The following is a 12,813-nucleotide window of genomic DNA, read 5'->3' on the forward strand; positions in this document are numbered from 1 at the left end:
CCAGCAACGGCACCTTACCGGCCTACCACGGCGTTTTGCCTTTAAGGCATGAAATTTCCTATTCGGTCCGTAGCCAAAAAGCGGCCATAACACCGAAATAGGGCCTCTTTGGTATCTAACAGGATTCGTACCAGCCGTTAACTTGACAGCACCCCCACCCGAGGAGTGCACATGTTGAGTAAACGCTGTGCGCTGACAGGCGCCATCATCCTGGCCGCCTGCCTGGCCACCCCTCTCAGCCCAGCATCAGCTGACCCGGCACCTCAATCCGCCTCCCCCGCACCTCCCGCCATGATCGACGCCCTCGAACGCGACCTCGGCCTGTCCGAGTCGCAGGTCGTCACCCGGCTGGCCAACGAGGAACGCGCCGCAGCCGTGGAGTCCTCGCTGACCAACCAGCTCGGCGCGTCCTACGGCGGCGCCTGGCTGAACGACGACGCCTCCAAGCTCATGGTCGCCACCACCGACCCCGCGACCACGGCCACCATCGAGTCGCAGGGCGCGCAGCCCGTCATCGTGACGCGCACGCTCGCCCAGCTCAACTCGATCATCCAGCGGCTCGACCAGGCCCCGAGGCGGGCCAGGGCCGCGGCCGCACTCTGGTTCGTGGACGTCACGACCAACAGCGTCTCCGTCCAGGCGCCCACGCTGGAGGCCGCTGAAGCCCTCGCCACCGCCGCGGGCGTGGACAGGAGCGCGGTCACCGTCTCTGCCACGGCCGAGCGGCCGACGACGTTCATCAACATCATCGGCGGTGCCGCCTACTTCATCGGCGGCAGCCGCTGCAGCGTGGGCTTCTCCGTCACGCGAGGCACCACGCCCGGCTTCGTCACCGCCGGTCACTGCGGCCGGCCCGGCTCCAGGACCACCAGCCCGACGGGCACCTTCCAGGGCTCGTCCTTCCCCGGCAACGACTACGCCTGGGTCGCCGCTCCCGGCAACACCGTCACGCCCTACGTCCGCGGCTCCGGCGGCGCGAACGTGATCGTCCGCGGCTCCACCCAGGCCGCTGTCAACGCGTCGATCTGCCGCTCCGGTTCGACCACCGGCTGGCGCTGCGGCCTCATCAGGCAGCACAACGCCAGCGTCACGTACCCGCAGGGCACCGTCTCCGGCCTGACCCGCACCAGCGCGTGCGCCGAGCCCGGCGACTCCGGCGGCTCGTTCATCTCGGGCAGCCAGGCGCAGGGCACCACGTCCGGCGGCTCGGGCAACTGCTCGGTCGGCGGCACGACGTACCACCAGCCGGTCAATGAGGCCCTGGGCGTGTACGGACTCACGCTCGTCACCGGCTGACCACCCATCCCCTAGCCAGCGCAGCGTGCCCACCGGCCGGGCACGCTGCGCCCCCCTTTTCCCGATCGCTCCGCCCTCGGCGATGAGTTCTGAGCCGCCGCCTTGTCTGTCTTCCGGAACACCCGTCAACGATTCCGACGACATTCCGACGACATTCCGACGACAGAGGAGCTCGCGATGAAGCGACCCGTCCTGGGCAGCCTGCTGCTGGCCAGCACCGACCCCGAACGCCTGCGCGCCTGGTACGCCGACACGCTCGACCCCGAGGAGAACACCGACGTCAACGGGTACCGGGTGCTCAAGTTCGGCGACTTCTACCTGTTCATCGACACGCGGGCGGACGTGAGCGACAAGAATCCGGAGCCCGGCAGGACGATACTGAACTTCGACGTCCCCGACGCCCGCGGCGTGGCGGCCCGCATGGAGAGCGCGGGCGTCTCGTGGCTGGCGGAGATCGAGGACCGTGACGGCAGCCTGTTCGCCACCGCGATCGACCCGGACGGCAACTACGTGCAGATCATCCAGCTCAGCGAAGCCCATCGCCAGGCCATGTGAGACGGGGAGGCGATCATGTTCAGCGAGACGAAGGCGTACAGCGGCTTTTCGGTCGACGACATCGAGGCCGCGAAGCGGTTCTACGGCGAGACCCTCGGACTCCGGGTCACCGAGGACCACGGGATGCTCACGCTCCACCTAGCGGGCGGCACCACCGTCCTGGTCTATCCGAAGGAGAACCACACGCCCGCCACCTTCACCATCCTCAACTTCCCGGTGGAGGACATCGAGAAGACGGTGGACGAGCTGGTGGCGCGCGGGGTGCGGTTCGAGCGGTATGAGGGGATGCAGGCGGACGAGCGGGCCATCTTCCGCGGCGGCGGCCCGCTGATCGCGTGGTTCACGGACCCGGCGGGAAACGTCCTGTCGGTCCTGCAGGAGTAACCCTCCTGACCTGCTCTGAACGGGTTTCCTGCAGCAGCAACCCTCCGGACCGCGGCAGCAGCTCTGGCCGGGGCCCGCGGCACGAGACGCCAAGGGCCCCGCCTCCCCGAGCCTTCGCCCGTCGGGAAGGCGGGGGCGGCATAACCGCGGGCCGATCATGACCTGGTCTTCACGATGTGGCCTGTCCTGGCGCAGTCCGGTTTCAGGACGCCATGCGGTTGACCCCGCTAGGACCCCTGATCAGCCCGTCTACGTTGCACAGCTCCCAAAGCAAATCCCTGTGACTCGCATCGCCGCTAACCGCCAAAGCTCCAGCAATAGAGCAACTGCTCTTCGCTACGGGCGCGGCGGGCCAGATCTCGCAGCTCCGCGATCAGCCTGGATAGCTGCCGGGGATCAGAGTCGTCATCCGCTGCCCATTGCCTGCCAAGCTCGATGAGCCGTTCGTCGGGCACATCCGCGAGCGAATCGCGGACATCCGCTGACAGCTCTTCGATACCTGGCCCCGCAAAGTACGGCGAATCTTCAGGAAGCGCATCCCACTCCTCATCGGTCTTGGGCGCGTCTTCCGGAGGTGGATAGAGGTCAACCGTTTGTACGAGGTCATGGGTGCAGGGCACGTTTCTGATCAGCGCGATCAGGTCTGCCAGCGAGCCCCAGGGAGCCAGCCATTTGGTCTCTACGGCGTCGAAGGCCGGGATGCCAAGAAGAGGTTTCTCGACAGCTCGGGGGTAATCCGGCTTGGCTACTGCGGCATGCCTGTCCGCGGCGCGGAAGTAGTCGTAGAAAACGCCCACCCGGATCCTCGACGTCGGATATTGCTTCTGCCGAACTGGCGACAGATTAGCGGTTGGATCCTTGCCTGGAAATAGGAGCAGCCCGTCAACCGGAGGCGTTCAATTCAGGGGCCCGCGATGCACGGGCATGTGCCGTCGCGATGCCTGTCGTCGTAGAACCTCGGATGCCCGCAGTAGCAGACGCCGGTCCACATGCGGTCTGGGTCGGTGGACTGCTCGGGTCCGGCTCCGCATGCGGGACAGGCAGAGGGCTGGTCGTCTGCGGTACGAGGCAGCTCCTCCATGACCGCACTGTACGGCGCGGCCCTCCTACATGAAGCTCCGGACCGTCGAAGGCCGCAAGCAGGCCGGCTCCGGCCATCCGGGAAGACGATCACTTCGGGTTCTCGGAGACGCGTCCCAGTGCCGGCAACTACTATGCGCGGCATGTCGTCACTGTCCCGTCATGAGACCCCGGTTGTTCGTCCTGCTGCCTGGCGTGTGCGGCAGTCGTGGTCCAGTCTGCTGCCGAAGGGTGTGGCGTCATGCCCGCCGTTAGGCACCACCGACGGTCGCACCAGTTGGGTGGCATCGGTGATGACCACGGTCGTCGACGGCCGTGCCGTAGCCGTCACCGGAGGCGGCGACAACACCGTAAGGGTCTGGGATCTGTCGACCGGCGAGCGGGTCGGCGCCCCATGGGCGGGTCACACGAACGCGGTGCGAGCGCTGGCGATGTCGGTTCTGGACGGCCGCCCTGTCGTGGTCAGCGGCGGTGACGACGACACCGTACGGGTGTGGGACCTCGCGTCCGGCAGTCCGGTGGGTGGGCCGTTCCACCTTCAGGCTGACAATGTGGAGGCCCTCGCGATCGCGGAACGCCATGGCCGCCGGGTGGTGGTCACCGGTTGCTACGACACGACCGTACGAGTATGGGATCTGGAAACGCGGCAGGAAGTGATGGCGCCGTTCCGCGGCCACACCGGCCCGGTGTACGCGGTGGCGACCGCCGTGCTGGACGGCCGCTGGGTAGCGGTCACGGGCGGCGACCGAACGGTCCGGGTATGGGACCTGGATACCGGTGATCCGGTGGGTAAGCCGTTCACCGGCCATAGCGGACACGTGAGCGCGGTCGCGGTCGCGGAGCTGACCGCCGGCCATCTGGTGGTCGTCTCTGGTGGCTATCAGACGACCACCCGCGTGTCGGACCTGGCCACCGGACTTCCGGTCGGCGACCTTCCCGGATCCGCGGACCTGGAGGCCGTGACGACCACGGTCGTGGACGGCCGGCTGGTGGCGATCACCTGCAACTCCAACGAGCCGACCATCCAGGTGTGGGACCTGAAAACGGCCGATCTGGTCGGTGAGCTGTTCCCGCAGCATCCCCGCACGGTGCATGCGGTGGCGACGGCCGTGGTGGACGGCCGGCAGGTGGTGGTGTCGAGTTGCGACGGCGGGTCGATCCGCGTGTCCGATCTGGTCGTCGGCGAACCGGCGGGCAAACCAGTTCGCCACGACGCCGCGATCACGGCGGTGACCACCACCTCAGTGGCCGGCCGGCCGGTGGCGGTCACCGCCGGCGATGACGAAACCCTACGCGTATGGGATCTGGACACCGGCGACCAGGTGTGCCGGCCACTCCCAGACACCACCGGCGCCGTCACTGCTGTGGCCGCGACCCAAATGGACGGTCGCGCGGTGGCGATCACCGGAGGCAAGGACGGCAATGTCCTGCTCTGGGACCTCGCATTGGGGAAAGCGGCCGGATCACCGTTGACCACCCACCTCCGCCCGATAACCGCCATCGCGGCCGACGACACAGGCGACCCGCCCCGGGCCATCATCGCCGGCGACGACAAGACCATCCGGGTATGGAATCTCCGCACCGGCGAAGAGACCGGCAATCCCCGCAAGAGCGACCATCGATGGGTACACGGCCTCGCCACCACCAGGCTCGACGACCAGCCCGTCGCCCTGCTCGGACGGTGGGGCGGCGGCTTCCGAGTCCGTGACCTCACCACCAACCGCGACACCGGATTCCAGACCACCGGAAGCAACGGCAAACCGGTACGCCTCGTGGCCGCCACCATCGCGGACGGACGACCCATCGCCATCACCACGAACGACGACTGGCGCGACCCACCGCTGAAGGTATGGGACGTCGCCACCGCTCAGCAGATCGGCCAGCTCTCCGCGGGAACCGTGAGCGCACTAGCCGCCATCACGGTCGACGGCCACCCCATCGCCATTGCCGCCAGCCACACAACGGTATCGGCATGGAGTCTCGCCACCTTCGACAAGATCAGCCCTGACCTCGAATTCCCCGGCTTGGTCAATGCCGTCGCCGCCACCCCGCAAGGCCACATCGTCGTGTGCTTCGACCGCGACATCGCCGTACTCACCGCAACCCGATCGAGCTGACCACGGCACGGTTCCGAACGTACGGGTCCGCGACGCTCCTCATTGTGCAAGAAAGACTGAGGCGATGGCTTTCACCTGCGGAGGATCGGGAATTTGAACCGGACGGCGTTGCCCCAGCGCCACATGATCGACACAGATCATTGCCGGCCACCGATACCCGGTTTTACGCCGAACGGGTTGTCGATGGCATATCGCCAGCGCCCATCCTGCCCGCGCCGGGCGACATCGGTGGCGGTGCCCTCGATGTGCACAGAGCGGCCATCACGACCCGTCCCGTCGATGACCCAGTCGACGATCAGCAAGGCGATGTCGCCCGTGGAGTAGACGTGCCGCGGCCGAACAGTGATCGGCAGCCCAAGACTCAAGAATCGCTCATTGGCAGCATGGGCCTCCTGCCCGGTCAGCGGTGAGCCCGGCTCCGGGACGAACACCATCCCACTCTCATAAACTTCCGCCACCGCCTCCGCATCACCGGTGTTGAACCGTTCAGCGAACACCGTCGGCACGTCCTCAGGCCGTTCAGCAAGCTGCCGCGTCATCGATGCAGGTCCTTCCAGCAGGTAGAAATCAGTCAGGCACGGCAACGCTAGGAGGCGCTCTCGTGACTCACCAAACGGTTGGCCACCCAGCCCGGCCAGGTCTGCCCGACGACCCTCGCGCAAACGTCACCGAACCCACCCCCTCCTGTCCGGTGGAGATCACCCTCGCGGCCCTGCACGGCCGCTGGACAACCCTGGTGATCCGCGAATTCCTGCAAGGCGACCGCACCTTCACCGAACTCCGCCGTGCCCTGCCCGCGCTGTCGGACAAGGTCCTGTCCGATCGGCTGGCGCACCTCACGGAAGCAGGCGTGCTCGATCGCCGCCGCCACCCCGGCTGGCCGCCCCGGGTCCACTACACACTCACCCCGCACGGGCGCCGCCTCGGCCCCGTCCTGCAAGCACTATGGGACTGGGGTACGCAGCACCAGCCACTCCCGCCGGCCGAACCCCAATAACGCCGAAAGCGTCATACCCAAGATGTACGGCGTGAGGTCGGACCGTTCGGTGGGCACGGCACGACCAGCACGCCGCGACCCTGTTCATAGAGCGGACCGTATGGACCTTTGGGGCGTGCCCTGACGGCAACTGCAGCCCTGAGGCTCTCAGAGATCAAAAAGGCCCTCTACCGAAGATCGGCAGAGAGCCTTCACCTGCGGAGGATCGGGGATTTGAACCCGCATCACCGAGCTCTTCGAGAAGGGCTCAATCAGGAAGATCTGGTCCACGTACGGACTCGCTGCGTCATCGCCTCACGTGCTTCGGCGTACAGACGTGCCCGATGCCCGTTGGCGCCGGACGGGTGCGGGAATCCAGACAGAACTCGATCGGGCGAGATGTTCGTGAGCTCGACGGCCTTGCTGGCAGCCTTGCCCAGAGGGATGACGAGCGCGTCAGGGACCATTTCGAGGTTCTCTTTGAGGACCTGTCGGGCAAATGCGGTCAGTACTGGATGACGATCGACCGCAGGCGACCCGGAGTAATTCGCTCCCTGGATGAACACGGCGTGGCAAATGGCAGATGTGCTCGCCAGGAGGTCAGACCGCTCGGCAAAGAGCTGGGCAGTGCTGCTGACCCCAAGTGCGGTCTGAAGCCCGATCCCATTCAGCATGGAGATCATGTTGGTGCGCATGGAACCGGCGAAGCTCCCTACCTCGTCCGCCTCCTTGAGCGCGTCCCCGTCAGGCACTCATGGCTGGAGCGTACGTCGAGGTATGGCCGGAACCGGTCGAGGTGCTCCTCCTGACCATGATCTACCGGCGTCGCGCGCGCCTTACCCACCGGAAGGACATTCCCTCCCTCGGCTTTGACGAGGCGGTCACGCAGCTCGGCACCTGTGGACTTCAGCACCTCATCCTCGGCATCGTCAAGAACACCCAGTCCGATTATCGCTTTCAGCTCTTCCTCTCTCCCGACGCATCACGCGTGGTGGCTTGCCTCGGCGTCGGCAGGCAAGGGGAGCACCCGGCGCACACCACCCCTGACTGACGCTCCGTTGTGGCTCTGGGGCGTCTTGGAGCCGTGGTCAAACGTCCTCTTTGTCGGACGACATAGCTGCGTGGGCGGTGCCGGCCGCATGCAGAACGTTGATCCATCCAGGATGGTCGAGGTAGGCGTTGTCTGGAGCAACGGGGCCAAGGTCATCGAGGACGCGCAAGAGGGTGTCAACGACCAGCTGCACGAGGTCGGCTTCTCGTTGATCAAGGAAAAGGTAGGAGATCAGTGCTTGTGCGCCATGTTCGTCGATGAAGGTGTCGTCGATGAGCCAGTGCACGGCAGCCGTGAGGTCAGGCCGTCCTTTCTCGGATCGCCAGTGTTGGTCCTGGTAGTCGCGGTCACTCAGGGCTCGTAGTGCCTCGAGCACGTCCTTGCGTCGTCCTGGCCACTGCACCGGCTGTTCGCCTGGATGTTCTTCCTCCACGGGTGCCAAGCTACTGGGGGCCTGTCGATGTCCCGTTGTTGCAGGCGTGGTGGTCGGCGATGAGGGCCCGGTAGATCCCGTCTGACAGGTGCCGTTTCAGGACGCGGAAGCTGCCTTTGGTGGTGTCTCGGGCGGTTTCCTGGTGTCGTTGCAGCAGGGCTCGGGCGCCTTCGTGGCAGCGAGCTTGGGTGATGGCGATGCGGTGCAAGGTGGTGGTGTTGAGCTGCCGGTTGCCGCCACGGTTGAGTCGATGACGGTCGTCGTTCCCCGCTCCAGAGCGGGATCGGCGCGGTGCCATTGTGCCGGGCGGACGCAGCCGAGCTGCGGAAGCGGGCGGGATGATCAGGCTTCCACCTCAGCCATTTACGGGCTCGTGCACGGCACGAAGATCATCCCGGAGCCAGAGTGCCCCCGCCGGAGGCATCGTTTGTTCATGGAACCCTTCCAATCGCAAGATTGTTACTCCCCCCGACGGCTGGTCGCATCAACTTCGGCGGGAGAGACCGACGGTCTATGGCATGGCTTCGGAATGATGAGCAGGACATCGGGCAAACCATTGCGGAGGCTCGGCGGGCCTATCAAGAGGGTCATGAGATCTTCGTGTCTCGTCTTCGAGTAAAGCCCGAGAACATGCGTGCATGGGCTGTGCCGGATGCAGCCGACCTGATTGAGGGCGTCGAGCGCCAAGGGTGGCAACTCAGTCATATGTCGGAGAACCTGATTGGGGATGCCTTCCCGCTGATGACCTGCATTTTCCGTCGTCACTGATCGCAGAGTTCTAAGCGGCGGCGCGGCAATCCTGGTCGGTGCGTTCGGTCAGTACGGCGCGGCCGGCGTGCGGCGCGCCCGGCCCGTAGTCCCGCACCGTCCGGGACCGGCCCCCAGGCCGCACCGAGCGCTACACCCACGTATCCACACCCCTGATGCGCGATGCGGGGGGAGCGGCTCGCCTCCGCTCTCTGGGCAATCCCCAGTAATGTGACCGGAAAAGATCAGGTGGGATGTGTTCGCGGGGACCAGTGGCCAGCCAGCCCCCGGCCGGTTAGCCGACAGAGGGAATGCCTATCTTGGCCGCGAACTCGGCGGTGAAGACGACCATGACATCGTCGGTGCCCAGGTGGTAGACCTCGGTTGGCGGCCATTCCGCCGGGCTCCCGACGGCTATCCACACGGCCTTCTCCCGCGAGCACAATCTGATCGCGTTCGGCGTCCGGAGGTCGCTCTCAGGATCTTGGGACCAGGCGATATCGACGCAGGTGAGTTTTCTGCCGACCAGGCTCGACCAGCGTGAGTGATCTGTCACGTCCACCGCCGCCGACCCGGCGGGCTCCCCGATCATCCGCAGGTGAGCGGTCATCGGCTCAGGGAAGACTTCAAGCCCGAAATGGTCGAAGCTGCTGCCCCACACAGCCGAGAAACAAGCGCCGTCGTCGGTGGACAGCTCCACCCCCATGGTGGGCTGGTGCCACGTCCCGAAGTCCCACTCCTCGACGTCGCAACCGTCCTCCCCGCCCATCAAGGGGTAATAGACGACCCTGTGGATACGCCTGCCTCGCAACACGGCAGCCGTACGTTCATACTCCACAGCGGTCAGCGGCGACGACACCGGTACAGCATCCCCCGGGACAAATATCCCGGGCCATCGCATTTCTGCTGTCCACGACTCTGCCGGCCGGTCACAGCACGAGCCGTTGCAACTATGACGCCCTCGAAGATCGAAAGGCCCTCACCCCAAAACTGGGGCGAGGGCCTTTCACCTGCGGAGGATCGGGGATTTGAACCCCGGATGGTGTTGCCACCAAACCGCATTAGCAGTGCGGCGCCATAGACCTGACTAGGCGAATCCTCCCGGAAGCCACCGCGGCTCAGCACAGCGTACCGGCCTTCTGGCGAGGCGGCAAAGCGATTGACCACCCAGCCTTCACCAAGAGTTATCAACAGCCTGTGGGTAACTACCTGTGGATGAAGCCCGCCCAGAGCATGGGCGGGCTTTAGGGCTGTGGATAACTTCCCCGAGACCAGGCGAGCCCTGGTGGCGACCACAAGGCCCGGCGCGGCGGCGGCGGCAACCTAGGCCGGGTTCGCCTCGCCCTCGATCTCGATCTTGATCTTCTTGCCCACGAGGACGCCACCCGTCTCCAGAGCCTGGTTCCAGGTCAGGCCGAACTCCTCGCGGTCGAACTCCGTGCTGATCGAGAAGCCCCAGACCGGCTGGCCCCAGGGATTCGTGCCGGCGCCCCCGTACTCGACCGTCAGCTCGATCTCCTTGGTGACCTCGCGGACCGTCAGGTTCCCGGCGACGGTGAAGTCGTCGCCCGAGTGGCCCACGACGCGGGTGCTCTTGAAGGTGATCTCCGGGAACTTCTCCACCGACAGGAAGTCGTCGCCGCGCAGGTGGCCGTCGCGGTCGCCCACGCCGGTCGTGATGCTGGCCGCCTGGATCGTGAGCTCGGCGCTCGACTCCAGCGGGTTCTCGGCGACCGTGACCGAGCCGGCGAAGGTGTCGAAGTGGCCGCGGACCTTGCTGACCATCATGTGCTTGACCACGAAACCGATCCGGGTGTGGGCGACGTCAAGGTTGTAGGTGCCGGCGGCGGGGAGGGTCAGGGACTCCCACGTACGAGTGCTCATCGGGGTTCTCCTTGAAGAGGTTGCGGTGCGGATGTCTGCGGCAACAAATTTCTACACGAGGAATATTCCGCACGTCAACTATCGTCGGTTAGGGTATGAGCGTGATGAACTTTGACGACCCGCGGCTGACGGCCATCGGGCTGCTGACCGAGGTGCATTCCGGACTGATGGGCAGGTTCCTGCCGGTCCTGAGCTCGTCCGGGTTGTCGGAGATCGATTTTGAGACCGTCATCCGGCTGGCCCGCTCGCCCCAGCAGCGGCTGCGGATGAGCGACCTCGCCGCCCAGACCGGGTTGTCGACGAGCGGGGTGACCAGGGTCGTCGACCGGCTCGAACGCGAAGGGCTGGTGCGGCGGGAATCGTGCGCCAGCGACCGCCGGGCCTCCTACGCCGTGCTCACCGACGCCGGGCGTGAGCGGCTGGAGGGCGTGCTGCCCCAGCATCTGCAGGACATCGACGACTGCTTCACCGGGCTGCTGGACGAGAGCGAGCTGGAGTCGTTCCTGGGCAGTCTGCGCAAGATCCGAGAAGTCGTACGCCCCTGCGCGACGGTCGGTGCCGTCGAAGCGGGAGTTCCGGCCCGCCCCTGAGCTGCGAGCTCAAGGCACCGCCTGAGCTACGGCTGCGGCGGTTGGGACGGAAGGCCCAGTGCGCCCCTGAGCTTGGCCATCGCCCGCGACACCGTGCTCTTGACCGTGCCGACGCTGATCCCCAAGGTCCTGGCGATCTCCGGTTCGGTCATGTCCTCGTAATAACGCAGCACGATCGCCGCCCGCATCCGCTCAGGAAGCTCCTCCAGCGCCTGCTCGAGCAGCTCGTGCACGTCGCCGCAGCTCACCGCCTCGTGCGTGACCACCTCCGGCAGCTCGTCCGAGGGATACTCCTCCAGCTTGCGCCGCCGCCACTGCGAGATGTTGATGTTCACCATGGCCCGCCGGACATAGCCGTCCAGCGCGCCCCGGTCCTCGATGCGGTCCCAGGCCTGGTACGTCTTGGCGAGCGCGTTCTGCAGCAGGTCCTCCGCGTCCAGCGGATGCCCGGTCAGCTGGTGCGCCGCGCGCAGCAGAGCCGGCCCGCGCGTCGTGACGTACTCGCGGAACTCATCTTCCCAGCCGGTGGTCTGCATCGTGGCCAGAATCGCAGCCAGATGCCCTATTCAGCCTGAACCAGAATTCAGGTTTCGGCCCGCCGACGATAAAGGTAGTTCAAGGTCGGTGGCGGTTTCTACGACGCCGGGGGTGAAGTCCCTTCCTGGGGGATGCGTATTTTGCACCGTTCTGCGGCGCTACGGTGTGAGCCACTCCGAAGTCGTGTGAATCTAGTACCCGACGAGGGAGGGCGGATGGGATATCCGAGCGTTGAGCGCCGACGGGCGCTCGCCGCGGCCGCGCTCGGCCGCGAGTCCGGCGTCCCCGGCCCTGACCCGGGCGACGGCGAGCCTTTACGCGCCGTCGCCGGTGAGATCCTTGACATCAGCCCGCATCTCATCATCATCGAGACCCCCTCCGGCGCCGAGGAACGCCTCGTGATCGCGCCCTGGGCCACCGCCTGGCACGGCTCCGACGTCCGTCCTTCCGATCTCCCCGTGGGTTCCATGGTCATGATGCGGGCCCTGCGCGACGGACGAGTGATCGAGCGGATCTGGGCCGACACCACGCGCATCACGGGAACGATCCTGTCGATCACCGGACGTAAAGAACTGACGGTCGAGCTGGACTGCGGCCCGCATCGAGGGCACCGGTCGATCGTCATCCCCTACCGGGCGACCGGGCGGCTGCAGGTGCGGCACCCGAAGTTCGAGCCCGGCTACCTGTTCGACGCGATCGGGATCAGACGCGACGGGGCCGGCCTGGCGCTGTTACCCGCGACCTCGCAGCCGCCCTACCCGGCGCGCGCGGTGCCCGACCCGCCGCCCGCGTACGCGGGGATCCAGTCGCGCATCTCCGGCCCGGCCACCTGGTCGGACACGTTCGACGAGGAAGAGCGCGGCGCGGCGTACCCGATGCTGGAACGTTCTGACACCGGCTGCCCCGACGCCGGGATCTCGTGCGCGGGCCTGCCGTACCTCGCCGTCGGGTCGTTGCTGCAGGTCAGGAACCTGTGCTCCAACCGCTCCGCCAACGTGCCAGTGGTCGCCTGCGGGTGCCTGGCCGGGCGCTTCTGCGACCGCTGCGTCGAATGCGACACCTCACCGCGCGGGCGTATCACGGAGCTCTCGCCGTTCTCCTATGTAGAGCTGGGCGGCGACTTGGTCAAAGGGTGCTTCAACGCTCAGCTCGGATTGGGGTGA

Annotated in this window: 17 protein-coding genes and 1 tRNA gene; 9 read left to right on the forward strand and 9 right to left on the reverse strand. The window is 66.3% G+C overall.

The window, feature by feature from the left end:
* Positions 1 to 291 precede the first annotated feature (291 nt).
* The 3 genes from ABEA43_RS28595 to ABEA43_RS28605 all read left to right on the forward strand — a co-directional run bounded on the left by ABEA43_RS28595 (position 292) and on the right by ABEA43_RS28605 (position 2,235).
* Positions 292 to 1,296 (forward strand): S1 family peptidase, encoded by a 1,005-nt coding sequence (locus tag ABEA43_RS28595; protein WP_345566556.1) that lies wholly within the window; start codon positions 292 to 294, stop codon positions 1,294 to 1,296.
* Positions 1,297 to 1,473: 177 nt separating this feature from the next.
* Positions 1,474 to 1,851 carry a VOC family protein gene (locus ABEA43_RS28600; protein WP_345566558.1) on the forward strand — a complete coding sequence of 126 codons (378 nt, stop codon included), beginning with the start codon at positions 1,474 to 1,476 and terminating at the stop codon, positions 1,849 to 1,851.
* A gap of 15 nt (positions 1,852 to 1,866) precedes the next feature.
* Positions 1,867 to 2,235, forward strand: coding sequence for a VOC family protein (locus tag ABEA43_RS28605; RefSeq protein WP_345566560.1), 369 nt, complete (start codon positions 1,867 to 1,869; stop codon positions 2,233 to 2,235).
* Between the two features lie 296 nt (positions 2,236 to 2,531).
* Here the strand turns inward: ABEA43_RS28605 and ABEA43_RS28610 are convergent, their stop codons facing one another.
* Positions 2,532 to 3,032, reverse strand: coding sequence for a hypothetical protein (locus ABEA43_RS28610; protein WP_345566562.1), 501 nt, complete (start codon positions 3,030 to 3,032; stop codon positions 2,532 to 2,534).
* A gap of 426 nt (positions 3,033 to 3,458) precedes the next feature.
* Here ABEA43_RS28610 and ABEA43_RS28615 point away from each other — a divergent pair, with 426 nt between their 5' ends.
* Positions 3,459 to 5,432 (forward strand): WD40 repeat domain-containing protein, encoded by a 1,974-nt coding sequence (locus ABEA43_RS28615; RefSeq protein ID WP_345566564.1) that lies wholly within the window; start codon positions 3,459 to 3,461, stop codon positions 5,430 to 5,432.
* Positions 5,433 to 5,569: 137 nt separating this feature from the next.
* Here the strand turns inward: ABEA43_RS28615 and ABEA43_RS28620 are convergent, their stop codons facing one another.
* A complete protein-coding gene (locus ABEA43_RS28620) occupies positions 5,570 to 5,971 on the reverse strand; it encodes a YybH family protein (RefSeq protein WP_345566566.1) in 402 nt (133 codons plus the stop codon).
* Between the two features lie 152 nt (positions 5,972 to 6,123).
* Here ABEA43_RS28620 and ABEA43_RS28625 point away from each other — a divergent pair, with 152 nt between their 5' ends.
* Complete coding sequence (locus ABEA43_RS28625; protein ID WP_345566567.1) at positions 6,124 to 6,429, forward strand: winged helix-turn-helix transcriptional regulator; 306 nt, start codon at positions 6,124 to 6,126, stop codon at positions 6,427 to 6,429.
* 251 nt (positions 6,430 to 6,680) lie between these two features.
* On the opposite strand, the gene ABEA43_RS28630 is transcribed toward ABEA43_RS28625, so the two are convergent.
* A complete protein-coding gene (locus ABEA43_RS28630; RefSeq protein ID WP_345566569.1) occupies positions 6,681 to 7,103 on the reverse strand; it encodes a hypothetical protein in 423 nt (140 codons plus the stop codon).
* A 116-nt stretch (positions 7,104 to 7,219) separates the two neighbouring features.
* On the opposite strand from ABEA43_RS28630, the gene ABEA43_RS28635 reads away from it, so the two are divergent.
* Positions 7,220 to 7,459, forward strand: coding sequence for a hypothetical protein (locus ABEA43_RS28635; RefSeq protein WP_345566571.1), 240 nt, complete (start codon positions 7,220 to 7,222; stop codon positions 7,457 to 7,459).
* A gap of 37 nt (positions 7,460 to 7,496) precedes the next feature.
* Here the strand turns inward: ABEA43_RS28635 and ABEA43_RS28640 are convergent, their stop codons facing one another.
* Positions 7,497 to 7,892: an SCO4402 family protein gene (locus tag ABEA43_RS28640; RefSeq protein WP_345566573.1), complete on the reverse strand. Its 396-nt coding sequence runs from the start codon at positions 7,890 to 7,892 to the stop codon at positions 7,497 to 7,499.
* Between the two features lie 10 nt (positions 7,893 to 7,902).
* Complete coding sequence (locus tag ABEA43_RS68230) at positions 7,903 to 8,190, reverse strand: transposase (RefSeq protein ID WP_425570374.1); 288 nt, start codon at positions 8,188 to 8,190, stop codon at positions 7,903 to 7,905.
* Between the two features lie 215 nt (positions 8,191 to 8,405).
* Between ABEA43_RS68230 and ABEA43_RS28645 the strand changes: the two genes are divergently transcribed.
* Positions 8,406 to 8,660 carry a hypothetical protein gene (locus ABEA43_RS28645; RefSeq protein WP_345566574.1) on the forward strand — a complete coding sequence of 85 codons (255 nt, stop codon included), beginning with the start codon at positions 8,406 to 8,408 and terminating at the stop codon, positions 8,658 to 8,660.
* 274 nt (positions 8,661 to 8,934) lie between these two features.
* Here the strand turns inward: ABEA43_RS28645 and ABEA43_RS28650 are convergent, their stop codons facing one another.
* From ABEA43_RS28650 to ABEA43_RS28660, 3 genes are all read right to left on the reverse strand, one after another.
* Positions 8,935 to 9,498 (reverse strand): hypothetical protein, encoded by a 564-nt coding sequence (locus ABEA43_RS28650; protein WP_345566575.1) that lies wholly within the window; start codon positions 9,496 to 9,498, stop codon positions 8,935 to 8,937.
* Between the two features lie 154 nt (positions 9,499 to 9,652).
* Positions 9,653 to 9,741 (reverse strand) — tRNA-Ser (locus ABEA43_RS28655).
* Positions 9,742 to 9,962: 221 nt separating this feature from the next.
* Positions 9,963 to 10,523 carry a YceI family protein gene (locus ABEA43_RS28660; protein ID WP_345566576.1) on the reverse strand — a complete coding sequence of 187 codons (561 nt, stop codon included), beginning with the start codon at positions 10,521 to 10,523 and terminating at the stop codon, positions 9,963 to 9,965.
* Between the two features lie 104 nt (positions 10,524 to 10,627).
* On the opposite strand from ABEA43_RS28660, the gene ABEA43_RS28665 reads away from it, so the two are divergent.
* The gene (locus ABEA43_RS28665; protein ID WP_345566818.1) at positions 10,628 to 11,113 is read left to right on the forward strand and encodes a MarR family winged helix-turn-helix transcriptional regulator; all 486 of its coding nucleotides are present in this window, start codon (positions 10,628 to 10,630) and stop codon (positions 11,111 to 11,113) included.
* Positions 11,114 to 11,139: 26 nt separating this feature from the next.
* Here the strand turns inward: ABEA43_RS28665 and ABEA43_RS28670 are convergent, their stop codons facing one another.
* Entirely contained in the window at positions 11,140 to 11,649 is a 510-nt protein-coding gene (locus tag ABEA43_RS28670; RefSeq protein WP_345566578.1) for a SigE family RNA polymerase sigma factor, read from the reverse strand.
* Positions 11,650 to 11,865: 216 nt separating this feature from the next.
* On the opposite strand from ABEA43_RS28670, the gene ABEA43_RS28675 reads away from it, so the two are divergent.
* Positions 11,866 to 12,813: a hypothetical protein gene (locus ABEA43_RS28675; RefSeq protein WP_345566580.1), complete on the forward strand. Its 948-nt coding sequence runs from the start codon at positions 11,866 to 11,868 to the stop codon at positions 12,811 to 12,813.

This window comes from Nonomuraea rosea, assembly GCF_039539705.1.
Taxonomy (GTDB): Bacteria; Actinomycetota; Actinomycetes; order Streptosporangiales; family Streptosporangiaceae; genus Nonomuraea; species Nonomuraea rosea.

Bases quoted from the DNA above. Each gene is read 5' to 3' on its own strand.
- ABEA43_RS28605 (WP_345566560.1), top strand. From the start codon at position 1,867: ATGTTCAGCGAGACGAAGGCGTACAGCGGCTTTTCGGTCGACGACATC.
- ABEA43_RS28595 (WP_345566556.1), top strand. From the start codon at position 292: ATGATCGACGCCCTCGAACGCGACCTCGGCCTGTCCGAGTCGCAGGTC.
- ABEA43_RS28665 (WP_345566818.1), top strand. From the start codon at position 10,628: ATGAACTTTGACGACCCGCGGCTGACGGCCATCGGGCTGCTGACCGAG.
- ABEA43_RS28675 (WP_345566580.1), top strand. From the start codon at position 11,866: ATGGGATATCCGAGCGTTGAGCGCCGACGGGCGCTCGCCGCGGCCGCG.
- ABEA43_RS28670 (WP_345566578.1), bottom strand. From the start codon at position 11,649: ATGCAGACCACCGGCTGGGAAGATGAGTTCCGCGAGTACGTCACGACG.
- ABEA43_RS28615 (WP_345566564.1), top strand. From the start codon at position 3,459: ATGTCGTCACTGTCCCGTCATGAGACCCCGGTTGTTCGTCCTGCTGCC.
- ABEA43_RS28630 (WP_345566569.1), bottom strand. From the start codon at position 7,103: ATGCGCACCAACATGATCTCCATGCTGAATGGGATCGGGCTTCAGACC.
- ABEA43_RS28635 (WP_345566571.1), top strand. From the start codon at position 7,220: ATGATCTACCGGCGTCGCGCGCGCCTTACCCACCGGAAGGACATTCCC.
- ABEA43_RS28660 (WP_345566576.1), bottom strand. From the start codon at position 10,523: ATGAGCACTCGTACGTGGGAGTCCCTGACCCTCCCCGCCGCCGGCACC.
- ABEA43_RS28620 (WP_345566566.1), bottom strand. From the start codon at position 5,971: ATGACGCGGCAGCTTGCTGAACGGCCTGAGGACGTGCCGACGGTGTTC.
- ABEA43_RS68230 (WP_425570374.1), bottom strand. From the start codon at position 8,190: ATGGCACCGCGCCGATCCCGCTCTGGAGCGGGGAACGACGACCGTCAT.
- ABEA43_RS28645 (WP_345566574.1), top strand. From the start codon at position 8,406: ATGGCATGGCTTCGGAATGATGAGCAGGACATCGGGCAAACCATTGCG.
- ABEA43_RS28600 (WP_345566558.1), top strand. From the start codon at position 1,474: ATGAAGCGACCCGTCCTGGGCAGCCTGCTGCTGGCCAGCACCGACCCC.